Source organism: Xenorhabdus ehlersii, assembly GCF_003610465.1.
Taxonomy (GTDB): domain Bacteria; phylum Pseudomonadota; class Gammaproteobacteria; order Enterobacterales; family Enterobacteriaceae; genus Xenorhabdus; species Xenorhabdus ehlersii.
In genome coordinates this window covers 917,528-941,920 of record NZ_RAQI01000002.1, presented here as the reverse complement: position 1 = coordinate 941,920, position 24,393 = coordinate 917,528, and the positions used below count along the sequence as shown (strand labels likewise).

Annotated in this window: 21 protein-coding genes and 1 pseudogene; 6 read left to right on the top strand and 16 right to left on the bottom strand. The window is 52.9% G+C overall.

Going from position 1 to position 24,393, the window contains the following annotated elements; translation table 11 throughout:
* Positions 1–347: 347 nt before the first annotated feature.
* The 4 genes and pseudogenes from BDE27_RS20435 to BDE27_RS10325 all read right to left on the bottom strand — a co-directional run bounded on the left by BDE27_RS20435 (position 348) and on the right by BDE27_RS10325 (position 4,444).
* On the bottom strand, positions 348–839 hold the full coding sequence (locus BDE27_RS20435; protein WP_422645822.1) for a hypothetical protein: 492 nt from the start codon (positions 837–839) through the stop codon (positions 348–350).
* On the bottom strand, positions 836–1,042 hold the full coding sequence (locus BDE27_RS19930) for a hypothetical protein (RefSeq protein WP_244208753.1): 207 nt from the start codon (positions 1,040–1,042) through the stop codon (positions 836–838). Before BDE27_RS19930 ends, BDE27_RS20435 begins: the two co-directional genes overlap by 4 nt.
* Before the next feature lie 75 nt (positions 1,043–1,117).
* Positions 1,118–1,696: a hypothetical protein gene (locus tag BDE27_RS19925; RefSeq protein WP_244208752.1), complete on the bottom strand. Its 579-nt coding sequence runs from the start codon at positions 1,694–1,696 to the stop codon at positions 1,118–1,120.
* A gap of 31 nt (positions 1,697–1,727) precedes the next feature.
* Positions 1,728–4,444, bottom strand: a pseudogene (locus BDE27_RS10325) (CHC2 zinc finger domain-containing protein).
* 101 nt (positions 4,445–4,545) lie between these two features.
* On the opposite strand from BDE27_RS10325, the gene BDE27_RS10320 reads away from it, so the two are divergent.
* Together BDE27_RS10320 and BDE27_RS10315 are read left to right on the top strand one after the other, a co-directional pair.
* Positions 4,546–4,917, top strand: coding sequence for a helix-turn-helix domain-containing protein (locus BDE27_RS10320; RefSeq protein WP_244208751.1), 372 nt, complete (start codon positions 4,546–4,548; stop codon positions 4,915–4,917).
* Positions 4,918–5,014: 97 nt separating this feature from the next.
* Positions 5,015–5,335 (top strand): SymE family type I addiction module toxin, encoded by a 321-nt coding sequence (locus tag BDE27_RS10315; protein WP_099134051.1) that lies wholly within the window; start codon positions 5,015–5,017, stop codon positions 5,333–5,335.
* 82 nt (positions 5,336–5,417) lie between these two features.
* Here BDE27_RS10315 and BDE27_RS10310 read toward each other — a convergent pair whose 3' ends face one another.
* From BDE27_RS10310 to BDE27_RS10290, 5 genes are all read right to left on the bottom strand, one after another.
* Entirely contained in the window at positions 5,418–5,771 is a 354-nt protein-coding gene (locus tag BDE27_RS10310; protein ID WP_099134052.1) for a hypothetical protein, read from the bottom strand.
* 1 nt (position 5,772) lies between these two features.
* Positions 5,773–6,261, bottom strand: a complete 489-nt coding sequence (locus tag BDE27_RS10305; protein ID WP_120211348.1) for an RHS repeat-associated core domain-containing protein — start codon at positions 6,259–6,261, stop codon at positions 5,773–5,775.
* 77 nt (positions 6,262–6,338) lie between these two features.
* Positions 6,339–6,560, bottom strand: a complete 222-nt coding sequence (locus BDE27_RS10300) for a hypothetical protein (protein ID WP_120211347.1) — start codon at positions 6,558–6,560, stop codon at positions 6,339–6,341.
* A gap of 491 nt (positions 6,561–7,051) precedes the next feature.
* Positions 7,052–8,125 (bottom strand): site-specific tyrosine recombinase XerC, encoded by a 1,074-nt coding sequence (xerC, locus tag BDE27_RS10295; RefSeq protein WP_120211346.1) that lies wholly within the window; start codon positions 8,123–8,125, stop codon positions 7,052–7,054.
* Between the two features lie 218 nt (positions 8,126–8,343).
* Positions 8,344–11,058, bottom strand: a complete 2,715-nt coding sequence (locus BDE27_RS10290; RefSeq protein WP_120211345.1) for a CHC2 zinc finger domain-containing protein — start codon at positions 11,056–11,058, stop codon at positions 8,344–8,346.
* 101 nt (positions 11,059–11,159) lie between these two features.
* Between BDE27_RS10290 and BDE27_RS10285 the strand changes: the two genes are divergently transcribed.
* Both BDE27_RS10285 and BDE27_RS10280 read left to right on the top strand, forming a co-directional pair.
* Positions 11,160–11,531, top strand: coding sequence for a helix-turn-helix domain-containing protein (locus BDE27_RS10285; RefSeq protein WP_244208751.1), 372 nt, complete (start codon positions 11,160–11,162; stop codon positions 11,529–11,531).
* A gap of 97 nt (positions 11,532–11,628) precedes the next feature.
* Positions 11,629–11,949, top strand: a complete 321-nt coding sequence (locus BDE27_RS10280; RefSeq protein WP_099134051.1) for a SymE family type I addiction module toxin — start codon at positions 11,629–11,631, stop codon at positions 11,947–11,949.
* Positions 11,950–12,031: 82 nt separating this feature from the next.
* On the opposite strand, the gene BDE27_RS10275 is transcribed toward BDE27_RS10280, so the two are convergent.
* The 6 genes from BDE27_RS10275 to BDE27_RS19450 form a co-directional block, all read right to left on the bottom strand.
* Positions 12,032–12,385 (bottom strand): hypothetical protein, encoded by a 354-nt coding sequence (locus BDE27_RS10275; RefSeq protein ID WP_099134052.1) that lies wholly within the window; start codon positions 12,383–12,385, stop codon positions 12,032–12,034.
* 1 nt (position 12,386) lies between these two features.
* On the bottom strand, positions 12,387–17,054 hold the full coding sequence (locus tag BDE27_RS10270; RefSeq protein WP_244208750.1) for an RHS repeat-associated core domain-containing protein: 4,668 nt from the start codon (positions 17,052–17,054) through the stop codon (positions 12,387–12,389).
* A gap of 12 nt (positions 17,055–17,066) precedes the next feature.
* Positions 17,067–17,423 carry a DUF4150 domain-containing protein gene (locus BDE27_RS10265; RefSeq protein WP_099134053.1) on the bottom strand — a complete coding sequence of 119 codons (357 nt, stop codon included), beginning with the start codon at positions 17,421–17,423 and terminating at the stop codon, positions 17,067–17,069.
* Positions 17,416–18,633 (bottom strand): DUF2169 family type VI secretion system accessory protein, encoded by a 1,218-nt coding sequence (locus tag BDE27_RS10260; RefSeq protein ID WP_099134054.1) that lies wholly within the window; start codon positions 18,631–18,633, stop codon positions 17,416–17,418. Before BDE27_RS10260 ends, BDE27_RS10265 begins: the two co-directional genes overlap by 8 nt.
* Before the next feature lie 15 nt (positions 18,634–18,648).
* Positions 18,649–20,562 carry a type VI secretion system Vgr family protein gene (locus BDE27_RS10255; protein ID WP_187652311.1) on the bottom strand — a complete coding sequence of 638 codons (1,914 nt, stop codon included), beginning with the start codon at positions 20,560–20,562 and terminating at the stop codon, positions 18,649–18,651.
* Positions 20,563–21,257: 695 nt separating this feature from the next.
* Positions 21,258–21,419, bottom strand: a complete 162-nt coding sequence (locus BDE27_RS19450; RefSeq protein WP_167450574.1) for a DUF6691 family protein — start codon at positions 21,417–21,419, stop codon at positions 21,258–21,260.
* Positions 21,420–21,757: 338 nt separating this feature from the next.
* Between BDE27_RS19450 and BDE27_RS10250 the strand changes: the two genes are divergently transcribed.
* Both BDE27_RS10250 and BDE27_RS19920 read left to right on the top strand, forming a co-directional pair.
* Positions 21,758–22,507, top strand: coding sequence for an SDR family NAD(P)-dependent oxidoreductase (locus BDE27_RS10250; protein WP_099133613.1), 750 nt, complete (start codon positions 21,758–21,760; stop codon positions 22,505–22,507).
* A 372-nt stretch (positions 22,508–22,879) separates the two neighbouring features.
* Complete coding sequence (locus tag BDE27_RS19920; protein ID WP_244208749.1) at positions 22,880–23,344, top strand: hypothetical protein; 465 nt, start codon at positions 22,880–22,882, stop codon at positions 23,342–23,344.
* Here the strand turns inward: BDE27_RS19920 and BDE27_RS10240 are convergent.
* Complete coding sequence (locus BDE27_RS10240; RefSeq protein ID WP_244208748.1) at positions 23,328–24,302, bottom strand: EAL domain-containing protein; 975 nt, start codon at positions 24,300–24,302, stop codon at positions 23,328–23,330. The genes BDE27_RS19920 and BDE27_RS10240 overlap by 17 nt on opposite strands.
* Positions 24,303–24,393 lie beyond the last annotated feature (91 nt).

Here is a 24,393-nt window from a genome sequence, read left to right as displayed (position 1 = left end):
GACCTGCCTACAGGGTTCTTTGCCTGAGCCACTCAAGGCCGCTAAAGAAGACGCTGTTTTTGCCGGAACGGGGCACGCTGCTTAAGATTGGCACTGGGTTTGCCAAGAGGGTGCGCCGATGCTGACAGCAGAAGGCGTCAGCCTTGTGCGGTGCACCCCGCGATGCTGATAGCGGGGGCGCCAGACATAATGCAGATTGTGCGATGTGAGCCGCTCTTCGGGGCTGGGCGCGACGGCAGGGCCGCACGGCGAATTTCGCACAATCTCCCTGCATTATGTTAAATGGGCTTTGGGCAGCCGGCACAGAGTGGTTGGGGACACCGTGGCCGCCGCTGCCCATTGCCCATTTACCCCCGCCGGCACTGAAGCTGACGGGCAGTCCGGTCACGGTCTGCCCCTCGCACGGAACCCCGCGAACTTACGGGGATTATCGGGCTGTCCAGGTACGCTGGGGTTTCGGGTCTGTGCCCAGGTTCTCCCGCGGGCACCGCCTGAGTGCTCTCTGGCGCGTTTCGGTATGGTTGTCTGCGTCCGGTTTGGGTTTGGGGGGCACGCTCGGCCGGATGGGTCGGCTGTGCACCTGCTTGAGCTGTTTGATGGCGACCCGCGTATACACCTGAGTAGTGTGAGTTTCTCAATGCCCCAGCATCGCCTGGATATGGCGGAATACCGCGCCATTGTCCAGCATCTGCGTCGCCATTGAATGCCGGAACAGGTGACAGGCGCCCGGTTTGTCCAGTCGAGCCTGATGACGGATGGCCTTTGCGGCGATGTGCGTCAGGTTGCCCCGGACTGAGCGGCCTTGCCTTTTTGCGAGATAAACAGATAACCGCTGTCATGACGTTGGGCTAACTGTGGCCGGACCTGTACCAGATAGCGTGTCCAGCCAGCTTAGCGCCCGCTCACCGATAGGCACCACCCGGTCTTTATGGCCTTTGCCCTGATTGACCACCACGCCCCGCGTTCGACATCGATATCTCCCTGCCGGAGCTGGCGCAGCTCCATACGCCGGAGGCCACTTGCTCCAGAGGATTTCCAGCATCACCCCGGTTGCGAAAGTCCCAACACACTCTGATCATCAAGGCTATTCCAGCAACCTGAGTGGTTTCCCGTTCACTCAGTAATCTGGGCGGGCAACCGTTTCTCTTCTTTTGGCAACACCATCTGCTCGGCCGGGTTTTGTAGAGGATGTGATGGCGTTGCAGTAACCAGCGGAACCACAACCGCAGTGTGCCCAGACGTTCACGCTGGCCGTTATGGCTGTAGGGCTGACCATCGGCCTTGCGGTAGGCCCGCAAGATAGCGCTGCCAGCTTTCCAGCAACCCCAGCGTCACCTGTGCCGGATACTGCACGGTGCGCTGCTCGCACCAGTCGACGAACGGTAACAGCCGTTCCCGGTAGCTTTCCCCGCGTGCGCGGGCTTTTTTCCCTGTGCAGCCTGTGTATCGAGGTACGCTTCCAGTTGCTGGCCGTAAGGTGATCAGCGGGTTGTCGTGTGCAGTTGTCATTCGGATTTTCCTTTTTGTTATGGCCGCTATCCGGCAGTACGGTATGACGGGAAGTTTTTATTGTGTTGCCGGAACAGTGATTTTTGATATTGTCCAACTTGCGGGCTGTCAGCCCGGTCTGGCTGCGGCCTGATAGCCGTTTTCTCTCCCCCAACTTGAGACCAACTTGACCCCAACTTAGGGGCAACTTGCGTTGTTTTCAGCCCAACTTGCGCTGATCATACCGGCACGATCAGGCCGCTTAAGTGTGCGCTGTTGCCATCCCCGTCCCAGAGCAGTTCGTAGTGCAGCAGATGCCCGCGACTGCCGCCGTGGATCAGCAGGTATTCCATCTCAGCCAGCCGCCTGACAATGCACTTTAAGCTGATTGTCACTCCATTGGGTAAAGTCGCGGATATCCCGCCGGGTAAAGCGAACTTCCCGTAACGCCTGCTGCCGCAAGCAGCCATCTCGTTCGCCATCTGCTGTAATCAGCAATAACAGCTTGCGCGTCTGCGGCGGCATTTCGTCCAGTGTCCGGCCTAAGATTTCATGCGCCAACTGATTGGCGAGCCGGATATCGTCTTTGCTCACTTCGATGTATTCCAGTGTCTTGCCGCGATGCTCTGCCGTTTTGATGTCCCGCTGGTACTGGTGCAGCAACGCTATGCTCTGAATGAGGGTCAGGTATTTCATATGGTCACGGCGGGTACGGGTTTTGTCTGACAGGAACGTCAGTTGTGACGCATACGGATTGACCACATTCAACGGCTTAAGCAGCCGCTGGGCGTTCTGGTGAAGCTGCATCAGAGAGTCCCGCTCGTTCTCGGCCAGCAAGCCTTCGAGCGTCTGCTTCTGGCGCTGCAACGCATGGATGGCTTCCGTTTGTTCGCGGGATTCATTGACCGTCAGCACCAGACAACGGTTCAGTAATTCTTCATCCACATCAATGGCGGTCGTGGTGAGCATCAGCATCACCGGGCCTTTCACCGTGTAGCTTTTGGTGACGAGGTTGCCGGTTGCCTCATCCTTGCCCGTGCTCGCCATCGTCAGTTCGCCATCACTTTGCAACAGCTTCAGCGCATAGGCGGCCTGCCGTACCCCTTCTTCTTCGGCGATAGCTAATATCTTGTGCTGGAGATTAGTTTCACCGAGATAGAACAGGCTTTGCCCGGTCATAGCGCTGTACTGGATGCGCTCTTCTTCCGGGATCAGGTTCAGTACCGCCTCCATCAGCGAGGATTTTCCGGCGGCGCTGCTGCTCTGGATAAGTACCGCTAACGGTTTGGGTAACTTTCGGCTCACTGCTGCCAGATAGCCCGCAAGCAGATTGGTGGATTCACCAACCACGCCACAGGCGGCTAAGTCAGCGGTAATACGTGCCGTCAGGTAGGGATCTTGCAGTAACGCCAGTGCCGCTTCCCGTTCAGCGATCCCCATCGCCGGTACGCGGGGTTCGGTGCCTGATGTGTCCTGCTGTTGCCCCTGTTCAACCGCCAGTAACACCTGCCCCAGCGAACGGCGCAACTCAGCCTCTCCCAGCCCCAGTTCGGTGGCGGCCAGTCTGGCATAGCTGTTCCGGCTGCGGGGCACTCATCAGGTCAACCCCGTCGGCGAACAGGACGCCGCTTTGTGTGTCCAGCACCTGCGCATTGAGTTTCATCGTGGCAGCGCCGGCTTTGACTGCGCCCATGCCCCGTAAGCACCATTGCAGTGTGCCGATCGAGATAAGCCGCTCGCCATGCTCACCGGATTCACAGACGACATTCGGCGTCACGCGGGGTACGGGTCCAGCGGCTAAAGGGGAAGCGGGTTCTGGCGCGGTGTCCGGCTCAGGCGTCTGGCGCTCAAGGGCGACCATATCCGCTGCCTCCTGCATCGGTACAGCACTCTCAATCAGCAGGGCAAAGGCCGATTCGGGTTCGGCCATCTGACACAGATACCCGTTGGCATCCTGATCTGGCGGGAACACTATACGCAGCGGCGTGATCCCTTTGGCAACCAGTGCTGCCGCCAGTTTGACGGCGGCATCATTGCCGGCGGTATCATTATCAAAGGCGATCAGCACCTGCTTAATGCCGTGCTGTTCGAACGCCTGCCAGTGATCCGCGGTGACGCCGTTCACCCCGTAAGCGGCTGTCACATTGCGCTGCCCTGTCACCCAGAACGACAGCGCATCAATCAGCGATTCGCACAGGATCAGCGATTTTGCAGCCCCCAGTGCCTGCGCATTCCAGACCCCGCGGTGCGCGCCCGGCAGGTAAAGATGCGAGACCGTATCACCGCGCAGCCGCTCGCCGATTTTGCGTCCGTACAGTTCGTGAACCTGCCCCTCAGCGCTGATAACAGGGATAACCAGCGAGCCACGCAGATGCTCACGCCCGTTCTCCCGCAACACCCCGGCCGCTATCAGGCGGCGGCGGATCTCCTCGCCGGCTTTGACTTTTTTCGGTGGCAGACGGTAGCCCAGCGTGCGGTTGGCAAAGCCCAGTTTAAACTGCGCGACTAATTCAGGATGATTGAGCCGCCGCTTCGCCAGATAGGCCTGCGCTTCCGGGGCATTCAAAAGTGTATGGTGATAAAACGCAACCACCCGTGACAGCAACACCTGCTGCCCGATGGCATCACTGGTCAGCTCTTCCGGCTGCACCAGCGGCTCGACCGCCGGATTGTGCCCCAGCACGGCACGCAGGCGCTCCACGGCATGGCGCAGGCTCAGGCCCTCGGTTTGCATGACCCAGTCCAGCACCGACCCGCCCGCATCACAGCCAAAACAGTGGTAGAGATTTTTCGCTGGCGTGATCACCATCGAGGGCGTTTTCTCCTCATGGAACGGGCACAGCACGATCATGTCTTTACCGCGCTTAAAAAGCTGCCGGCCTTGTTGCTCAATGATAGCGACTAAGGAGACGGCGGATTTTAGGTGCTGTAATTCTGCGTCGGGGATGCGAGCCATAATTTCGTTCCTTCAAAAAACCTGTCAATACGCATTATTGGTTTATTGTTACATGCATATATGGTATATTGCAAGCACCACTTACGGAACTGGGGGTTAAAGTGCTGTCATTATTTTCTTTTCGGTTAATGACTATGGACTTTGGTAAACGACTGGCAACGCTACGTAAGGATCGTAAACTAACACAGGCGGCTTTGGCTGAGAAAGTGGGATGCCATATCACAATGGTACGCCGCTATGAATCAGGTGAAGTACAGCCTACGCTGGATGTGATACGTAAGCTGTCCCGTGCTCTTTCTGTGAGAGCAGATACGCTGATTTTTGATGAAGGTGAACGAGGACCGGATGAAGAACTGCTTTTACAGTTTGAAGCGGTTAGCCAATTTTCCCCTGAAGAGAAGGAAGTGGCGCGGGTTCTTCTGGAGTCATTGATTTTAAAGCATGACGCCAACCGATTCAGTCGGAGTAAATAGAACTGGCAACTAAGTAGAGAGAATGTTTTTAACGCGGTTCGGCCGTGTAGGAGCACGACCTAGCCGCTAACCACAAGCAACTATAGGAGTAGTTACTATGGCTAAGGCGCATTCTAAGCAAAACCGTGCAGTAAATAAAGCCGTAAAAACAGAACGTTATTACACCGTGGGATACGTGCCGCAAAATGACAAGGCCAGTGCCCCGCCGGCAATCCATCTTAAGGGGCAGTGGCTTAAGGCAGCAGGCTTTGATATTGGCGGCACACTCACCGTCAAGATTATGGAGGGCTGTCTGGTGCTCATTCCTGACAGTGACGAGACTAACAGCCTCAAACAGCAATACCAGCGCCAGCGAGAGCAAATCAGTGAAATTAAGCTGAAAATGCGCGAACTGATAGGTGACTACAACAGCAACTAAGGGCAGGGAGTGAGCCGCTCTTAAAAAAGAAGAAAGCCGGAAGATCACGGGGATCTTTCCGGCTTTGTTGATACATTAATATTTACTCATCGTATTCGATAGTTGCTTCTAGGGCAGCTCTGAGCCAGTCCCAAAATGAATCAAACTTACCGACATATTCATAACCTTCACTTGCAAAATCGTGAATAATAATAATTTGATCAAGATTATTCTTATCCCAACACATAATGTCATCATTATCTTCCCGACGAGCAAAAGGAATAATATTTCTATATGGGTATCTTTTTTTTAATCCAGCATAATGATCTCGTAATCTCTCACCTTCCAAAATGACCCAAGGATCAAAATTAAGTAAATTTTGCTCAACTATTCTAAGAAACTCACGTGGGTAAGAAAACCATTCTGGAAGTTCTGTTTTGGTTAGTAATTGTTCCATATTAATCTGACGACCCTATTACAGTTGAACCATTAGGATATCTCTTTCTATATCCTGCATTTTGTTTTCCTATACGAAGATTGATGGCTTCTTCCCATGTTGATGGGACACCTTTAGCAGTTGTAAATCTCCTGATAAATTCCTGCGGTATAGGAGTTGAGCCATCATGAACTCTTGCTTTTACATTGATACCTGCTCTTGATGCTGCTAACACTCTAGTGTTATCTATTGTTGTTAGCCCACCATCTTTCATTCTAATAACATCGATTGGATCTCCATCCCAACCTTTAGCTTTCATGCTTTGAGTTATTTCAGCCGTATCATTAACTGAAGTTTGGCTAAATCTAATAGTCTTAGGATCTAATTCAACAACTTCTGGGGTTTTAGGTTTTACAGGTTCTCCTTTGTTTCCTTTTCCCCCTGCCAGCCCATACGGATCTACCCACTTCGATGGATTATGCACATACGAATACGGATTAAACCCGCCCATCAGTCCGATGGGGTCTTAGGGCAGGTTCCGGTGCGGTTATACAGTTTTAAGCGATTTTTTCCTTGACTATCAGCTTGTTAAAGAACCCCTTTTACCCGTTCCGCCCATTCCCGCGAACCTAAAAGGCCGAAGTGCACTTTTGGCCTGTTTTTACGCTTGCTCCGATGTGCAGTATAGCGCCCTTTTTTCCCCTGTGATGGGCTGAACAGCCTGATTTTGTGCGATTTTTCACGGTAACGGGCGAACGTCGCCCAACTGGCTTGGGCGGCGGGCGGCCGTTCTGCGGGTGCGGGCGGCACAGAGCCTGCAAGCGGCGCGCAGACAATGCAGCGGGGTCGGGGCGGGGGAGGTAAACCAGCGGAGGCCGCAGGCCGACCTGCCTACAGGGTTCTTTGCCTGAGCCACTCAAGGCCGCTAAAGAAGACGCTGTTTTTGCCGGAACGGGGCACGCTGCTTAAGATTGGCACTGGGTTTGCCAAGAGGGTGCGCCGATGCTGACAGCAGAAGGCGTCAGCCTTGTGCGGTGCACCCCGCGATGCTGATAGCGGGGGCGCCAGACATAATGCAGATTGTGCGATGTGAGCCGCTCTTCGGGGCTGGGCGCGACGGCAGGGCCGCACGGCGAATTTCGCACAATCTCCCTGCATTATGTTAAATGGGCTTTGGGCAGCCGGCACAGAGTGGTTGGGGACACCGTGGCCGCCGCTGCCCATTGCCCATTTACCCCCGCCGGCACTGAAGCTGACGGGCAGTCCGGTCACGGTCTGCCCCTGCACGGAACCCCGCGAACTTAACGGGGATTATCGGGCTGTCCGGTACGCTGGGGTTTCGGGTCTGTGCCAGGTTCTCCGCGGGCACCGCCTGAGCTGCTCTCTGGCGGTTCGGTATGGTTGTCTGCGTCCGGTTGGGTTTGGGGGGCACGCTCGGCCGGATGGGTCTGGCTGTGCACCTGCTTGAGCTGTTTGATGGCGACCCGCGTATACACCTGAGTAGTGTTGAGTTTCTCATGCCCCAGCATCGCCTGGATATGGCGGATATCCGCGCCATTGTCCAGCATCTGCGTCGCCATTGAATGCCGGAACAGGTGACAGGCGCCCGGTTTGTCCAGTCGAGCCTGATGACGGATGGCCTTTGCGGCGATGTGCGTCAGGTGCCCCGGACTGAGCGGCCTGCCTTTTTGCGAGATAAACAGATAACCGCTGTCATGACGTTGGGCTAACTGTGGCCGGACCTGTACCAGATAGCGTGTCAGCCAGCTTAGCGCCCGCTCACCGATAGGCACCACCCGGTCTTTATGGCCTTTGCCCTGATTGACCACCACGGCCCCGCGTTCGACATCGATATCTCCCTGCCGGAGCTGGCGCAGCTCCATACGCCGGAGGCCACTGCTCCAGAGGATTTCCAGCATCACCCGGTTGCGAAGTCCCAACACACTCTGATCATCAAGGCTATCCAGCACCTGAGTGGTTTCCCGTTCACTCAGTATCTGGGCGGGCAACCGTTTCTCTTCTTTTGGCAACACCATCTGCTCGGCCGGGTTGTAGAGGATGTGATGGCGTTGCAGTAACCAGCGGAACCACAACCGCAGTGTGCCCAGACGTTCACGCTGGCCGTTATGGCTGTAGGGCTGACCATCGGCCTTGCGGTAGGCCCGCAGATAGCGCTGCCAGCTTTCCAGCAACCCCAGCGTCACCTGTGCCGGATACTGCACGGTGCGCTGCTCGCACCAGTCGACGAACGGTAACAGCCGTTCCCGGTAGCTTTCCCGCGTGCGCGGGCTTTTTCCCTGTGCAGCCTGTGTATCGAGGTACGCTTCCAGTTGCTGGCGTAAGGTGATCAGCGGGTTGTCGTGTGCAGTTGTCATTCGGATTTTCCTTTTTGTTATGGCCGCTATCCGGCAGTACGGTATGACGGGAAGTTTTTATTGTGTTGCCGGAACAGTGATTTTTGATATTGTCCAACTTGCGGGCTGTCAGCCCGGTCTGGCTGCGGCCTGATAGCCGTTTTCTCTCCCCCAACTTGAGACCAACTTGACCCCAACTTAGGGGCAACTTGCGTTGTTTTCAGCCCAACTTGCGCTGATCATACCGGCACGATCAGGCCGCTTAAGTGTGCGCTGTTGCCATCCCCGTCCCAGAGCAGTTCGTAGTGCAGCAGATGCCCGCGACTGCCGCCGTGGATCAGCAGGTATTCCATCTCAGCCAGCCGCTGACAATGCACTTTAAGCTGATTGTCACTCCATTGGGTAAAGTCGCGGATATCCCGCCGGGTAAAGCGAACTTCCCGTAACGCCTGCTGCCCGCAAGCAGCCATCTCGTTCGCCATCTGCTGTATCAGCAATAACAGCTTGCGCGTCTGCGGCGGCATTTCGTCCAGTGTCCGGCCTAAGATTTCATGCGCCAACTGATTGGCGAGCCGGATATCGTCTTTGCTCACTTCGATGTATTCCAGTGTCTTGCCGCGATGCTCTGCCGTTTTGATGTCCCGCTGGTACTGGTGCAGCAACGCTATGCTCTGAATGAGGGTCAGGTATTTCATATGGTCACGGCGGGTACGGGTTTTGTCTGACAGGAACGTCAGTTGTGACGCATACGGATTGACCACATTCAACGGCTTAAGCAGCCGCTGGGCGTTCTGGTGAAGCTGCATCAGAGAGTCCCGCTCGTTCTCGGCCAGCAAGCCTTCGAGCGTCTGCTTCTGGCGCTGCAACGCATGGATGGCTTCCGTTTGTTCGCGGGATTCATTGACCGTCAGCACCAGACAACGGTTCAGTAATTCTTCATCCACATCAATGGCGGTCGTGGTGAGCATCAGCATCACCGGGCCTTTCACCGTGTAGCTTTTGGTGACGAGGTTGCCGGTTGCCTCATCCTTGCCCGTGCTCGCCATCGTCAGTTCGCCATCACTTTGCAACAGCTTCAGCGCATAGGCGGCCTGCCGTACCCCTTCTTCTTCGGCGATAGCTAATATCTTGTGCTGGAGATTAGTTTCACCGAGATAGAACAGGCTTTGCCCGGTCATAGCGCTGTACTGGATGCGCTCTTCTTCCGGGATCAGGTTCAGTACCGCCTCCATCAGCGAGGATTTTCCGGCGGCGCTGCTGCTCTGGATAAGTACCGCTAACGGTTTGGGTAACTTTCGGCTCACTGCTGCCAGATAGCCCGCAAGCAGATTGGTGGATTCACCAACCACGCCACAGGCGGCTAAGTCAGCGGTAATACGTGCCGTCAGGTAGGGATCTTGCAGTAACGCCAGTGCCGCTTCCCGTTCAGCGATCCCCATCGCCGGTACGCGGGGTTCGGTGCCTGATGTGTCCTGCTGTTGCCCCTGTTCAACCGCCAGTAACACCTGCCCCAGCGAACGGCGCAACTCAGCCTCTCCCAGCCCCAGTTCGGTGGCGGCCAGTCTGGCATAGCTGTTCCGGCTGCGGGCACTCATCAGGTCAACCCCGTCGGCGAACAGGACGCCGCTTTGTGTGTCCAGCACCTGCGCATTGAGTTTCATCGTGGCAGCGCCGGCTTTGACTGCGCCCATGCCCCGTAAGCACCATTGCAGTGTGCCGATCGAGATAAGCCGCTCGCCATGCTCACCGGATTCACAGACGACATTCGGCGTCACGCGGGGTACGGGTCCAGCGGCTAAAGGGGAAGCGGGTTCTGGCGCGGTGTCCGGCTCAGGCGTCTGGCGCTCAAGGGCGACCATATCCGCTGCCTCCTGCATCGGTACAGCACTCTCAATCAGCAGGGCAAAGGCCGATTCGGGTTCGGCCATCTGACACAGATACCCGTTGGCATCCTGATCTGGCGGGAACACTATACGCAGCGGCGTGATCCCTTTGGCAACCAGTGCTGCCGCCAGTTTGACGGCGGCATCATTGCCGGCGGTATCATTATCAAAGGCGATCAGCACCTGCTTAATGCCGTGCTGTTCGAACGCCTGCCAGTGATCCGCGGTGACGCCGTTCACCCCGTAAGCGGCTGTCACATTGCGCTGCCCTGTCACCCAGAACGACAGCGCATCAATCAGCGATTCGCACAGGATCAGCGATTTTGCAGCCCCCAGTGCCTGCGCATTCCAGACCCCGCGGTGCGCGCCCGGCAGGTAAAGATGCGAGACCGTATCACCGCGCAGCCGCTCGCCGATTTTGCGTCCGTACAGTTCGTGAACCTGCCCCTCAGCGCTGATAACAGGGATAACCAGCGAGCCACGCAGATGCTCACGCCCGTTCTCCCGCAACACCCCGGCCGCTATCAGGCGGCGGCGGATCTCCTCGCCGGCTTTGACTTTTTTCGGTGGCAGACGGTAGCCCAGCGTGCGGTTGGCAAAGCCCAGTTTAAACTGCGCGACTAATTCAGGATGATTGAGCCGCCGCTTCGCCAGATAGGCCTGCGCTTCCGGGGCATTCAAAAGTGTATGGTGATAAAACGCAACCACCCGTGACAGCAACACCTGCTGCCCGATGGCATCACTGGTCAGCTCTTCCGGCTGCACCAGCGGCTCGACCGCCGGATTGTGCCCCAGCACGGCACGCAGGCGCTCCACGGCATGGCGCAGGCTCAGGCCCTCGGTTTGCATGACCCAGTCCAGCACCGACCCGCCCGCATCACAGCCAAAACAGTGGTAGAGATTTTTCGCTGGCGTGATCACCATCGAGGGCGTTTTCTCCTCATGGAACGGGCACAGCACGATCATGTCTTTACCGCGCTTAAAAAGCTGCCGGCCTTGTTGCTCAATGATAGCGACTAAGGAGACGGCGGATTTTAGGTGCTGTAATTCTGCGTCGGGGATGCGAGCCATAATTTCGTTCCTTCAAAAAACCTGTCAATACGCATTATTGGTTTATTGTTACATGCATATATGGTATATTGCAAGCACCACTTACGGAACTGGGGGTTAAAGTGCTGTCATTATTTTCTTTTCGGTTAATGACTATGGACTTTGGTAAACGACTGGCAACGCTACGTAAGGATCGTAAACTAACACAGGCGGCTTTGGCTGAGAAAGTGGGATGCCATATCACAATGGTACGCCGCTATGAATCAGGTGAAGTACAGCCTACGCTGGATGTGATACGTAAGCTGTCCCGTGCTCTTTCTGTGAGAGCAGATACGCTGATTTTTGATGAAGGTGAACGAGGACCGGATGAAGAACTGCTTTTACAGTTTGAAGCGGTTAGCCAATTTTCCCCTGAAGAGAAGGAAGTGGCGCGGGTTCTTCTGGAGTCATTGATTTTAAAGCATGACGCCAACCGATTCAGTCGGAGTAAATAGAACTGGCAACTAAGTAGAGAGAATGTTTTTAACGCGGTTCGGCCGTGTAGGAGCACGACCTAGCCGCTAACCACAAGCAACTATAGGAGTAGTTACTATGGCTAAGGCGCATTCTAAGCAAAACCGTGCAGTAAATAAAGCCGTAAAAACAGAACGTTATTACACCGTGGGATACGTGCCGCAAAATGACAAGGCCAGTGCCCCGCCGGCAATCCATCTTAAGGGGCAGTGGCTTAAGGCAGCAGGCTTTGATATTGGCGGCACACTCACCGTCAAGATTATGGAGGGCTGTCTGGTGCTCATTCCTGACAGTGACGAGACTAACAGCCTCAAACAGCAATACCAGCGCCAGCGAGAGCAAATCAGTGAAATTAAGCTGAAAATGCGCGAACTGATAGGTGACTACAACAGCAACTAAGGGCAGGGAGTGAGCCGCTCTTAAAAAAGAAGAAAGCCGGAAGATCACGGGGATCTTTCCGGCTTTGTTGATACATTAATATTTACTCATCGTATTCGATAGTTGCTTCTAGGGCAGCTCTGAGCCAGTCCCAAAATGAATCAAACTTACCGACATATTCATAACCTTCACTTGCAAAATCGTGAATAATAATAATTTGATCAAGATTATTCTTATCCCAACACATAATGTCATCATTATCTTCCCGACGAGCAAAAGGAATAATATTTCTATATGGGTATCTTTTTTTTAATCCAGCATAATGATCTCGTAATCTCTCACCTTCCAAAATGACCCAAGGATCAAAATTAAGTAAATTTTGCTCAACTATTCTAAGAAACTCACGTGGGTAAGAAAACCATTCTGGAAGTTCTGTTTTGGTTAGTAATTGTTCCATATTAATCTGACGACCCTATTACAGTTGAACCATTAGGATATCTCTTTCTATATCCTGCATTTTGTTTTCCTATACGAAGATTGATGGCTTCTTCCCATGTTGATGGGACACCTTTAGCAGTTGTAAATCTCCTGATAAATTCCTGCGGTATAGGAGTTGAGCCATCATGAACTCTTGCTTTTACATTGATACCTGCTCTTGATGCTGCTAACACTCTAGTGTTATCTATTGTTGTTAGCCCACCATCTTTCATTCTAATAACATCGATTGGATCTCCATCCCAACCTTTAGCTTTCATGCTTTGAGTTATTTCAGCCGTATCATTAACTGAAGTTTGGCTAAATCTAATAGTCTTAGGATCTAATTCAACAACTTCTGGGGTTTTAGGTTTTACAGGTTCTCCTTTGTTTCCTTTTCCCCCTGCCAGCCCATACGGATCTACCCACTTCGATGGATTATGCACATACGAATACGGATTAAACCCGCCCATCAGTCCGATGGGGTCACTCGAGATGTACTGCGCGGTCTCCGGCGAATAATATCGGTGTCTATTATAGCAAAGCCCTGACTCTTCGTCCTCATATTGCCCTAAGAACCTGAAATTGCACTGAACATGGTGATCTGGGTGATGGGAGGGCACGCCGCCCCGGTTTTGGGCGTGCCCCCAGGTGGTCAGATGTTGACCCCAAACCATCTCGCCTTGCTCATCCAGCAGCTCCCGAACGGTGCCCTGGTGGTCGCTGATGGCGTAGTGCAGTTTGCCCCGCTCAAAACGGGCCGCTGGCGTCAGGCTGCCCGGTTCATACAGCCAGCGCACGCGGCGGGCTTCCAGCCGGGTGCCATCCGCCTGATACGGCACTTCCTCAATGAGCTGATCCCCGCTCCACAGGTAATCGTAACCGCCCAGTGCCTTTGGATTTTCGGGCAGATCCGGCCTGCCCGCTAACCACAGTTGTAAATTAGCGGCGGTCAGTTTTCCATCCCGTGCCTTAATTTTGCGAATTCTTCTGCCAAAAGGATCGTATTGGTACTGCCAGCGCGAGCCATCCGGGGTTTCACAGTGGGTGAGCTGGTTCTGGGTATCCCAGCGGTAGCGCCAGATTTGCGGGCGGAAGCCGTCACATTGCTCGATTTTTTCGACTAATCGGCCGTTATCATCATAATGATAATGCGTATCACCCCGCTGTACCACCCGCCCGGCCTGCTGACGTTGGGTGAACTGTGCCATTGCGCCCTGTGCGTCGACAGGCAAATGTTGGCTCAGGTTGCCATTGGCATCGTAACTGAACTGCTCTTCATGGGGGCGCGAACTGTCGAACAGGGTATGCAATATCTGGTCGTTGGTGTTGTAACGATAGCGGGTTTGCCCCCAGCGACTGTCATCAATCACCCGGACGTTATGCGCCCGGTCATATTGCCAGCTCCGGTTGACGGCGGTCGCTTGGGGCGGAAAATGTGGGTCATTTTCCGCCAGCGCTTCCTGGAAAAAGGGGCTGTTCCGCCCGGCTGACTGGTGCGCCAGCAGGCTGGTGGCGGTGTAGCGGCTGGCGAGGATAAACCCGTGGGCACTTTCGCGCACGGTTTCCCGCCCCAGTGCATCATGCCGGAGCGTCAGCGGGGCATGCTGGTTGAACTGGAAGTGGTTCAGCGCACCTGACAAGGGGTGATAGCCAAAGTGCAAAGTGTGGCCATCCAGGCTTTCGCTGAGTGGGCGCCCGGTCAGGTTATCCCATTCGCGGCGGATTTCTCGCCCGTTGATACGCTCGCAGGTTGGCAGGCCGGTGGTCTTGTCATACTCATATTCCACCACGGCATCGGCATTGGTGGCTTTCACCAGTTGATGGCGCGGGTTGTATTCGTACGTGGTGGTGGCTTTAAGCACCCACGTCCCCTCTTCCGGCTGCCAGCTTTCCTGTTTAACCAGTAACCCCGCAACCGAATAGTGCCATCGCAGTTGCTGACCGTCGGGGTATTGCACCTGCGTGCGGCGTCCCAGTTTATCGTACTGATACGCCAGCGTACGCCCGGTAAAATCGGTTTCCCGGATGATTTGGCCGGCCGCATCCCGTTCATAACGGTAGGTTTCGCCGGTGGCGGCCGTGACTGAGTTCAAGCGGGTCAGGCGGTCATAGCCAAAGCGCAGCGTGGTGCCATCCGGGCGGGTGACCTGGGTCAGCAGGTCAAAGGCACCGTAGGTGTAGCGGGTGGTACGCCCTTCGCCGTCAGTCACGGCTACCACGCGCCGTTCACTGTCATAGGCCAGTTGCTGCGTGGTGCCGTCCGGCAGTTCAACTTCGGTCAGGCTGCCGTTGAGGCTGGCATGGTCGTCACTGTAGCGGTAGCGGGTCTGTTGTTTGAGGGCATCAGTGAGCTGGCGCAGGCGCCCCAGTTCATCCAGCTCCAGCCCCGTGGTTTCGCCGTTTGGCATCATCACGGCGGCGAGGCGCTGGTGTTCATCATAGGCGTAGTGCCACGTCTGGCCGTCCGGCAGCAGGCGCTGGCGTAATTCGCCGTGGAGACCATACTGGTATTCTTCCCGATGGCCGAGCGGGTTGGTCAGCGCGGTCAGGTTGCCCTGTTCGTCATAATGCCATTGCCAGCGTTCGCCAGTAGGGAGGTGGCTTTCGGTCAGTTGTCCGTGTTCGTCATAAGCATAGACAAAGGTCTCTCCCGTCGGCAATACCACCTCGGTCAATGCTCCGTCCGCATTATAATCAAAGGTGGTCATCTGCCCTGATGGATTGCTTTCCCACATCAGCAGGCTGTGTCGCCACTGGCGGCGGGTGATGCGCCCCAGCGGGTCAACTTCCCGTATCACCAGCCCGTTCGGGTCGTAATGGTAGCGGGTTTCGCCCCCTTCACCGTCCAGATAGGTGGTGATGCGGGCGTTGTCATCGTAGCGGAAGCGGTCATGCCAGTAGCCGCTGGGTGAAGTGGTACTGAGTACCCGGCCGCGTTCGTCATAGCTAATCATCAGGTCGGTCTGGTCGGTATCGTGCCAGCGGGTCATCCGTCCCTGTTGGTCGTACTCGTGCCACAGGTGGTTGTGCTGGAAGGCATCACATTCGTTCAGATACCCCTGCGGATCATACTGGCAGGTCAGCAGGCGTTGCCCGACAAGTTGGCCATCGCGGATTTCATGCATATCAAGCGTGTGGAGCTGACCATCCAGATATTGCAGGCTTAACCGCAGGCCGTCATTGCGGGTGACTTCAATCAGCTGGGCGTGTTTATCGTAGATAAAGTCAATCCGGTTCTGGCGTCGGTCCGTGATGGCGGACAATTTTCGTGTGCTGCCTGAAATCGGGCTGAAATGGTACATCAACTGGGCGAGGCGGTCAGTCAGGCACAGTTCGCCTGTCAGTTCTCCCGTCAGCAGGCAATGGGGAAGGTGGCGGTTACGGGACAAGACCCGGTTGTCTGGCGTGGCAAAGTCGTAGACTACGCCGTCGGTGTGGGTGTAGTGTACTTCCTCCTGACCGATAGCCAATTGCAGTGACCAGTCATCCGCCCATTTGGGACCGAACAGGCCGTGTAAATCTGCCGTGGATCGGTAGGTCCGGCTGAGGTTTATCGGCAACAGTCCGGGGATAGCCAGTACGGGCCAGACTTGCAGGAAGTCGCCGGTGGCCATATCGACCGGATCGCCCTCTTTGGTCGATAGCCCATTGTCATTACCGTCTTTTTTGTTGGACGGTGTGGCGTCATCTTTGGGCGGCACTTTCTGGGGTTTCGCGTCCGGCGCGTCCTGAGGTTTTTCTTTGACTTTGGCGCCGGGTGCAGGTTTAGTGGCTTTAGCCGTCGCTTTCGCGCCTTGTTTGGCCGCACCTCTGACCAGCCCGCCCACGCCTGTAGCCAGACTGACGCCATCAGAAATCAGCGCCCCCCCTTGTTCTGCCTTATCCGTGATGTCGAACCGGATGGCATCCACATGGCTCAACTCAACGGCCTTATCGACAACCTGCTTATTCCATGTATCGGCGGCGGCAAGAGCCGTATCGCCTAACGCGTCAGCGCCCGCGTATTTCAATACCGTACCAGAAGCGGACATCATGGCAGCAGGCATACCTGCTGTCGTTCGAAAGAGGAATTCACCCACATCAGGCACCGTATTCCACACCCCTTTTGCGGCACCAATGGCGGCTTTTCCCGGATTATCCCAAGCGGCACCCAGTTTTTCTCCGGCTTCTTTCCCCCATTTTGTTACGCCTTCTTTGGTCTCATCCCACCATTCTCCGGCCTTGTCCAAAAATCCTTTTTCTTGCTCGGTTTCCGGTGTGACGGCAGCATTCGCCTCCTGCGGCGGATCCGTCCCCTGTGATGCCTGACCGACGATTTTACCTATCGTGTTGCCCGTACCGCTCGGGCTGTCATCGCGCGCTTTAGTTGGCAAAGACTCATTCGGTTCAGGGGGAGTATGTTTCCATTCCTCTAACGGAAATTCCCCGCTTTTGAATTTATCAATGACCTTGACGGCAAGCCGGCCTTCAGCTTCTGTAATCTGTTCAATATCCTCGGCGGTGAGCCAATGATTACCCATAGTCTCTTGTTGGATGAGGGCGGGTATATGTTTTTGGATCGCTTCCGCCTCAGCCAAGGTCCGGATATTGTAAGCTTCACAAAATACTTTTTCATCACGGCCACCGGTAATGCTAATCGTTTCTCCCATTGCGATTCTTCCTTATGCTCCGTTCATCCAGAATTCATCCCCGTGGCGTAATACCAGTTTGTTGCCGGCGCGCACCGTCTGGGTATGCGCCTTCGGGTGACACTTACCGCCCACCGTGCCGCTTTTGACGCCATTGGCTACACCGGGCTGGTCACCGAGTGTGGTGGGGACAAAACTGTGGGCAAACACCACGACCGGCTGGCCGTTGGCGCGCACAGTCTTTTCCGGGGCCGAACTGTCCGCCAGTTGTGCCACCACCGGATAGGGAATGGGCGGGGTGGAAGAACCCATCGGGGTTTTGCACACATCCGGCAAGATGCCGACAATCATCCAGCTGCCCGCAGTGCGGGCGATGTAGTTATCAGCCATTCGTTTTCTCTCCTTCCGGCGGAGCCAGTTTGAGCAACGGCGCATCCGGGTTGATTTCAAACCGCGCTTCAGCGACTCGCACAGGCATATCAGCGTTGAAATTCAATCGGCAGGTGATATGCAGCGTTTTGGCCTCGCTGTCGATTATTAACGTATCCATGCGCATCGGTACGGGCAGCAACGCCCCTTCGTGCATCCGCAGCAGGATAAACGGGCGATGCCCCGGCAGGGTGACGTGCAGGTTGCCGCCGGGTGTCATGCCTTGCAGACTCAGCGAGATATCGGTGTCCGGCCAGTCAATCTGCTGGTCAGCCGGGGCGCCGTTCCAGTAGCCGAAGTCAAAATCTTTCGGCAGATAAGGATGACGGTGGGCCAGCCAGTCGGCATCATATGTACCGGCGCGCTGGCGGCGGGGCAGCCACGGACGCCCGATAAAGCCCAGGCCCTGCGGCTGGCAGGCCGGGTTCTCCGGCGATAACGTGCCATTCAGTTGGGCGGAAAAATGCTCAACGGTGAACGGGGTATCCGGCCGGGTAATGCGCGGTGCCGGGTAGCGGGTGAGTGGTTTGGCTTCGGCATACCACGGGGTGATGAACCCGATGCCCAGCGGATTGGTTTCGCAGGTGGCGTGAGCGACAGGCGCTTTTTCGCCGTCCGGGTGCTGCTGACGTTGTTCGGGAGTGAGCCGGTCACGTTCTCGGAGGTGCTGACTTGCTTCTTCGTCAGCATAGATTTTGCACTGACCGCCAAAGGCATAGCGGTAATCCAGTGGCAGCGTTGCAACAGGTTTCGGGTCGGTCAGTTGCCAGTTGCCATCCGCATTGCGAATAAACGCCCGTTCGCCGCTCACTAACAGGGTTTTATCAAGCAGGGTTTTCCCCTGCCTGCTCTGCACCTGCAACCGCACGGGAAATTCAGTGCAGGGTTTGCCCTCCGGCGCATACGCCGTGCCGTTGACAATCACGTCACAGTGCGGTTTAAACGGGGCAAGGTCACTCTCCTGCAACACCTGAGAGGCATTCATCTGCCCACGGTATTCATCCTGTAAACACAACGGCGGTGCGGGCAACAGTTCCGCGCTGTATTCCCCCTGTCCGGCAGGCAGGAGCTGGTAGCCGATTTTCATGACCGCGACATGATGCTCGGTGTCTTCGATATCGAGCATCGAATAGTTCATCACGGCAAAGGGCGTCAGGTTACGAAATTCCATCTCAGTCTGTCCTTCTTAGTTCAGGTCGATGTCTTTACCGGTGATTTGCACCGGACCACTGGCTTCAAATTTGAGTTCACTGCCCTGAAGGGTGATTCGTCCGGCACTGTCCATGCGCAGGACACTCGCCCCGCAGCGCAGCTCAATCACATCCCCGACCGTGATGGATAGGGTATTGGCGACAGTCTCTGCCTTGTGGGTGCCGACCTCAATAATGTAGTCCTTGCCGGTGGTGAGTTTGCGCACTGCCTGCACCGTTTCCGTGCTGTTGAGGGTGACGGTTTCCTCTTTGTTCTCATTGACCCTGATGGTCTGGTTTTTCTCCACCGTCTCGCTGTGGTTGGCAAGCACATGGGTGGCGCGGTTGTTGAGCACTTTGGTGTACATGTCTTTCTGCGCGTGCAATGACAGCAATTCACTGCCTTTCGCATCCTCAAACAGCAGTTCGTTATACCCTTGCCCCTTGTGGGTTTTGGAGCGGAACGCCATCTGGGTTTTGCTGCCCGGCAGGGCCCCCGGCGGGAGGTTACTGGCGTGATAAGTTCGGCCCATGACAATCGGCTGGTCGGGGTCGCCGTGCAGGAAGTCCACCACCACTTCCTGCCCGATACGCGGGATGGCGAGCATGCCCCAGCCCTGACCGGCCCACGGCTGGCTGACCCGTATCCAGCAGGAACTCTGGTCGTCGCTGCGCCCGTATCTGTCCCACGGGAATTGCAGGCGTACGCGCCCGTACTGGTCACAGAAGATTTCTTCGCCGGCCGGACCGACCACCTTGGCAATCTGTGGGCCATCAATTACCGGTTTCGGCAACGGCGCCGGGCGCCAGTGCTGATTCTGGCGGATGAAGGAGAAGTGGCTGTGCAGCGTCGTGCCGGCGCCTGAGCTGGCCGTTTCCAGTGCCTGCGGCTGGCTGCCGCTGTGGTGGGTGGAAACGGTTTGCCATGACTGGTTCAGGTCTGCCCGTGGATGGTTATCGAGGATGAACAGTCTGCCCGGTTGCAGGGCGATGGCATTGCCGCTGCCCTGTCCGGTCATGGCATCGCTGCGCAGGGCCTCCAGGCGGTAGCGGGTGAACGCTTTACCGTGAACCTCGTCTTTGAAGCGGCCGGGGTAGTCGTAGTGCTCGTAGTACAATTGTTGCAGGTTCTCATCCCGTATCTGCTGCTGAAACTCGGCCGGCCAGGCCGGATTCTTGAAGGTGTAATCCTTAAGCTGCACCTGAGCCGGGCGTACCTGTGCGCTGCTGGTCAGGCTGTTGACCGCCGGTTCACCCAGTGTGCTGCTCTCCCCCGGCTGATAGGGCAGACGGATACCCGGCGGCACGGAACCGCAGTCGTCGGCAAATACCAGCGTGTTGCGCCCGTTACTGCATTCGAAGAAGTAGAAAATGCCCTCTTCCGCCGTCAGCCGTTGCAGAAAATCAAAGTCGCTCTCCTGATACTGCACGCAGAATTCGCGCTCCGGGTGCGGGTGGCGCAGGTTGAACACCACGTCGCGGATGCTGTGCTCTTTGAGGATTTTGGTGATGATGCCGGTGATATTGAGCTGCTGGAAGATGCGCGAGTTCTGCCGCAGGGTGGTGCGCCACAGGTCGGGGCGGATGCTCATCCGGTAGGTGGTCTGGTGTAAGCCGGTGTTGCCCTGTTCAAAGCGGGTGACGATACCGGTGACGCTGCGCTGTTCGACACCATTGTGCAGGACAGTGAGCGTTGCCGTACGGTCAAGTACCAGCGGGAAGGCAATGGCGGAGTCGGCGCTTGCCAGCCCCACTTCCAGGGTAAAGGGGCGCGAGAAATGTTCGGTCAGGCTGAAGTCGGTGACAACAAAGGTCTGTGCCGGCAAGCTGCCCGCGGTCAGGGTGAACAGCAGGCCGCTGGGATCGGCTCCGCCACCCAGCCCCAGTTTCTGGCCCAGTTGCTGCAACATCTTTTCTGCCCCGAGATTACCCGCCGCGGCTTTGGCTGCCAGCCCCGGCGCGCCAAGTGCCTTGCTTGCCCCGCCGGCAAAACCCCCGCCGGGGATCAGGCTGCCGGCACCGAGACCGCCCACCGCCTTGCCTGTCCCACCGGCAAAGCCCCCTCCCATGCTACTGATCATACTATTGGTACCGAGACCGGCGGTGTTATCCCCCGCACCCGTCAACAGTCTTTTGGCCTGTTTCACACTCTGTGTCGCTTGTTGTCCTTGCTCTAACAGCGCTTTTCCTTTCTTCAATTTTGTGAGGTGCTTTTTCATTGGCATGGTGTATCTTCCTGAAATGATGTCAATCTTACACACATTGTCCCGGACAAATTGGTTAATTAAAGACGCAAGATGCCGCTTTGTGATAATTTGAAGAGACGTTGTTAGCCGAATATATTGGCTAATTTGTGCTGAGTAAAATGGGGGAATAATAAATAACGAAAAAGTAAAAACAAAATGAAATCCAGTGAAATAAAAAGTGGCTCCCAACAATCACAGGATGAAAAATTAAAATCATTGCTTTACTGGCGCAATGCGCGGTGTTTTTATATATAGTTAACTTATTATTTTGCATGATTTAGCTGGCAGGAAAAACGTCATTTAATTAACGTATTGATTTAAATATAAAAATGGAATTCCTGTTGCCTTTAAAATGATGATCATTTTAATTTTGTGATGATGATCACAAAAATGAAACCTATCAGACCGATAAGAATGGCTCCCATCATCACAAATGCCAGAGACGGATCCCACGGATGCGCCAGATTTAACTGCCGCATTATATCAAGCTGTTGTGACAGAGTTGGCTGGGAGATTTCCATTTCAAAAAGCTACCCGACATAATAGGTACCAAAATGTGAGAAAATATAAAATCCAACCTGTTTATGTAAAATAAATTGCAAAAAAATCAGAGAAAAATGGTTGAAATAATATTGATGGTATTTTTTTTATGAATTAAATGCATTTTAGTTCTGATTATTTTTAACATATAAAATATAAGGATTTAGGCATAAAATTCAAAATGTTCACTGTAAGATAAGAACAGATAAAAGTTTTATTATGGGAAAGAGTTCACTCTAATTACAGTTATGGTGTGCGGTAATTTGAAAGAGTGAGGAGAGGTTAATTAATTATTTATTGATTTAAGGGAGTATATGTCATGAATTCATTTGAAAATAAGGTGATATTGATCACTGGAGGAACGGCGGGAATAGGGTTGGCTACTGCAATTGAATTTGCGAAAAAGGATGGAAGAGTCCTTTTGGTAGGGCGAAATGTTGATAAAGGTAGTAAAGCAATAGCACAAATGCCTCACAATGCTAATTGTGAGTTTTATTCTGCTGATATGAGTAAACGTTCAGACATTAAGCGACTTTTCTCATATATTAAAGAGCATTATGGACGTTTGGACATTGCTGTTAACAATGCTGGAATGTTCGGTGCTTCGTTTACTAAAATAACCGAATATCCGGATGAAGTATGGGATGAAGTCATTGCGACGAATGTGACGGGTGTGTATCAATGTATGAAGTATGAGATACAGTTAATGGAGCAATCAGGTGGAGCAATAGTCAATGTCGCATCAGTTTCAGGTTTAAAAGCGAATTATGCAGGAGGGTGTGCCTATACAGCCAGTAAACATGCGGTGGTTGGATTGACAAAGTCTGCGGCTTTAGAGATGGCAAAGTCAAATATTAGGGTTAATTCTGTGTGTCCAGGATTAATCAGGACAGATATGTCAGTCAGTGTGTTTGGAGAGAATTTAGATGCGTATGGTGACACCCACCCAATTGGAAGGATTGGGGAAGTGGAAGAAGTGGCTAATGCTATCGTGTGGTTATCTAGTAACAAAGCGGAATTCATTACAGGTTGTTGTTTACCCGTTGATGGCGGTTTAATGGTAAAATAGACTTTAAATACCAATTTCTTGAATTGATACATAATAAGACCCGTGACGGACAGGGACATGGCTGTACCCAATCCGTCCTTTTAGTTTCTGACACCTAAAAATCAATATGGGCTTTAATAGAACGATATAATCAATATATTATTCTGTATTCTTGCCATTAAAATAGATTGATGTTTTTGGAAAATAACGCGTATAATAAATATACTGAAAAATAAAAATTGCCTACAATATTTAGGTATTGAATTAAACTGTAATAAGTTATTTCGCTATAAATTTAGTCTGAAACTAGAGGAAATAAGATGGCAAAAGGAAACTTTTTGACAGTCGGCGCCAAAACGACGTGTGGCGGTGCTATTCTGTAGAGCTGACTTGATGTTTTACCCTATTATTGGTGGCGAATTGATATTGCTAAATTATGTCGGGTTTGCACAGGAAAGCAGATTTAAACTTTTAAAAAAGATAGAAGATTGGAACGGAATGGATGATTCTGAAATATTAAAGGTCATTAATTTAAAAGAATATTTTTGTAGTGATGTTTTTATAATTAATAAAGATTCCTATATAAAGGATGAAGTCTATTTGATGGATGTAAATAATCTTGATGATTTTGTTAGGAACTATGTTGAGCTGAACTCTGGTTGTTTTTTTGATGGCGATACATTTTTTATATCGTATAACGAACATATGACCTCCTTTAACGGTAATGGTAAAGTGATTACTCCTACAGCGCTGGAGAAATTGGCAGGGCAGTCGGGTTTCTCTAGCATTATCCCTTTGATAAATATGCTTGAAGAGATTTATTTTGTAGGGAGAATCCTTATCATAACCATTTCTTGACAAACTCTTCCAATGGCATCGGACGGTCAAAGTAATAGCCCTGCAAATAATCGACAGAATAGTTCGTTAACTGATTAACCTGTTTTTGGTTTTCAATTCCTTCTGCCACAATTTCCAGATGCAATCGTAGGGCAAGGTCAATGATATTTTCCACAATATTTTTTGAAACCATATCGGTATTCATTTTGCTAATAAAGTTATGTCCGATTTTCACTAGGTTAACATTAAGTTTTTGTAAATAATTGTAATTAGAGAAACCTGTGCCAAAGTCGTCCAGTGCAATTAATACGCCTAATTCATCCAATTTATTGAATAAACTCATAGTATGGTTATCGAGTTCCAATAATTCTCGTTCGGTAATTTCCAAAATCAGTTTAATGGAGTTTGCTGGAAATGATTTCAGAAAATGATGACAATCATCAATTAACCTAACATCTTTATAATGTTTTGCGCTAATATTGAAATTAAAATGGAAATTTGTAGGTAATTGATGAGCAATAGGCGAAAAATAGTCTCTCACTTGGGTGATTAGGTTATGCGTTAAGGGAATAATCAAATCTGATTTTTCAATTTGTGCGATAAATTTGTTTGGTGTCAATAATCCATGAATTGGGTGTTGCCAGCGAACAAGGATTTCACTTCCAATAATTTCATTGTTTTTACTACAAATAATTGGCTGTATATAGGGAATGAATTGCTTATTTTTAATCGCTTTTTTCAAACGATATTCAGGGATAGTAATGGTTTTGGTATGTTTATAAAAAAACATCGCAGATATGAACGTAAGCAGAGACATTAATATAAATACACAGCCTAATTCTACATCTGGTTGGATATTATCCTGATAATTGGAAAATAATCTCCAGAATATAAAACCTGTGCTGGCAGTGATGGTGATGAATAACATCACAAACATTTGATACAGGGATCGGTATGATTTCAGATTCAGCCCCATCATATCTCCTTTCTTGATAAAGCTCATTACTTAACAGTAGGCTTGTTATCCAAACTATGCAAAATTTTATTAACTTATTGATTACAAAAGAAGA

Bases quoted from the DNA above. Each gene is read 5' to 3' on its own strand.
- BDE27_RS20435 (WP_422645822.1), bottom strand. From the start codon at position 839: ATGACAGCGGTTATCTGTTTATCTCGCAAAAAGGCAAGGCCGCTCAGT.
- BDE27_RS19930 (WP_244208753.1), bottom strand. From the start codon at position 1,042: ATGCTGGAAATCCTCTGGAGCAAGTGGCCTCCGGCGTATGGAGCTGCG.
- BDE27_RS10315 (WP_099134051.1), top strand. From the start codon at position 5,015: ATGGCTAAGGCGCATTCTAAGCAAAACCGTGCAGTAAATAAAGCCGTA.
- BDE27_RS10310 (WP_099134052.1), bottom strand. From the start codon at position 5,771: ATGGAACAATTACTAACCAAAACAGAACTTCCAGAATGGTTTTCTTAC.
- BDE27_RS10305 (WP_120211348.1), bottom strand. From the start codon at position 6,261: ATGGGCGGGTTTAATCCGTATTCGTATGTGCATAATCCATCGAAGTGG.
- xerC (WP_120211346.1), bottom strand. From the start codon at position 8,125: ATGACAACTGCACACGACAACCCGCTGATCACCTTACGCCAGCAACTG.
- BDE27_RS10290 (WP_120211345.1), bottom strand. From the start codon at position 11,058: ATGGCTCGCATCCCCGACGCAGAATTACAGCACCTAAAATCCGCCGTC.
- BDE27_RS10280 (WP_099134051.1), top strand. From the start codon at position 11,629: ATGGCTAAGGCGCATTCTAAGCAAAACCGTGCAGTAAATAAAGCCGTA.
- BDE27_RS10275 (WP_099134052.1), bottom strand. From the start codon at position 12,385: ATGGAACAATTACTAACCAAAACAGAACTTCCAGAATGGTTTTCTTAC.
- BDE27_RS10270 (WP_244208750.1), bottom strand. From the start codon at position 17,054: ATGGGAGAAACGATTAGCATTACCGGTGGCCGTGATGAAAAAGTATTT.
- BDE27_RS10265 (WP_099134053.1), bottom strand. From the start codon at position 17,423: ATGGCTGATAACTACATCGCCCGCACTGCGGGCAGCTGGATGATTGTC.
- BDE27_RS10260 (WP_099134054.1), bottom strand. From the start codon at position 18,633: ATGGAATTTCGTAACCTGACGCCCTTTGCCGTGATGAACTATTCGATG.
- BDE27_RS10255 (WP_187652311.1), bottom strand. From the start codon at position 20,562: ATGTTGCAGCAACTGGGCCAGAAACTGGGGCTGGGTGGCGGAGCCGAT.
- BDE27_RS19450 (WP_167450574.1), bottom strand. From the start codon at position 21,419: ATGGAAATCTCCCAGCCAACTCTGTCACAACAGCTTGATATAATGCGG.
- BDE27_RS10250 (WP_099133613.1), top strand. From the start codon at position 21,758: ATGAATTCATTTGAAAATAAGGTGATATTGATCACTGGAGGAACGGCG.
- BDE27_RS19920 (WP_244208749.1), top strand. From the start codon at position 22,880: ATGTTTTACCCTATTATTGGTGGCGAATTGATATTGCTAAATTATGTC.
- BDE27_RS10240 (WP_244208748.1), bottom strand. From the start codon at position 24,302: ATGATGGGGCTGAATCTGAAATCATACCGATCCCTGTATCAAATGTTT.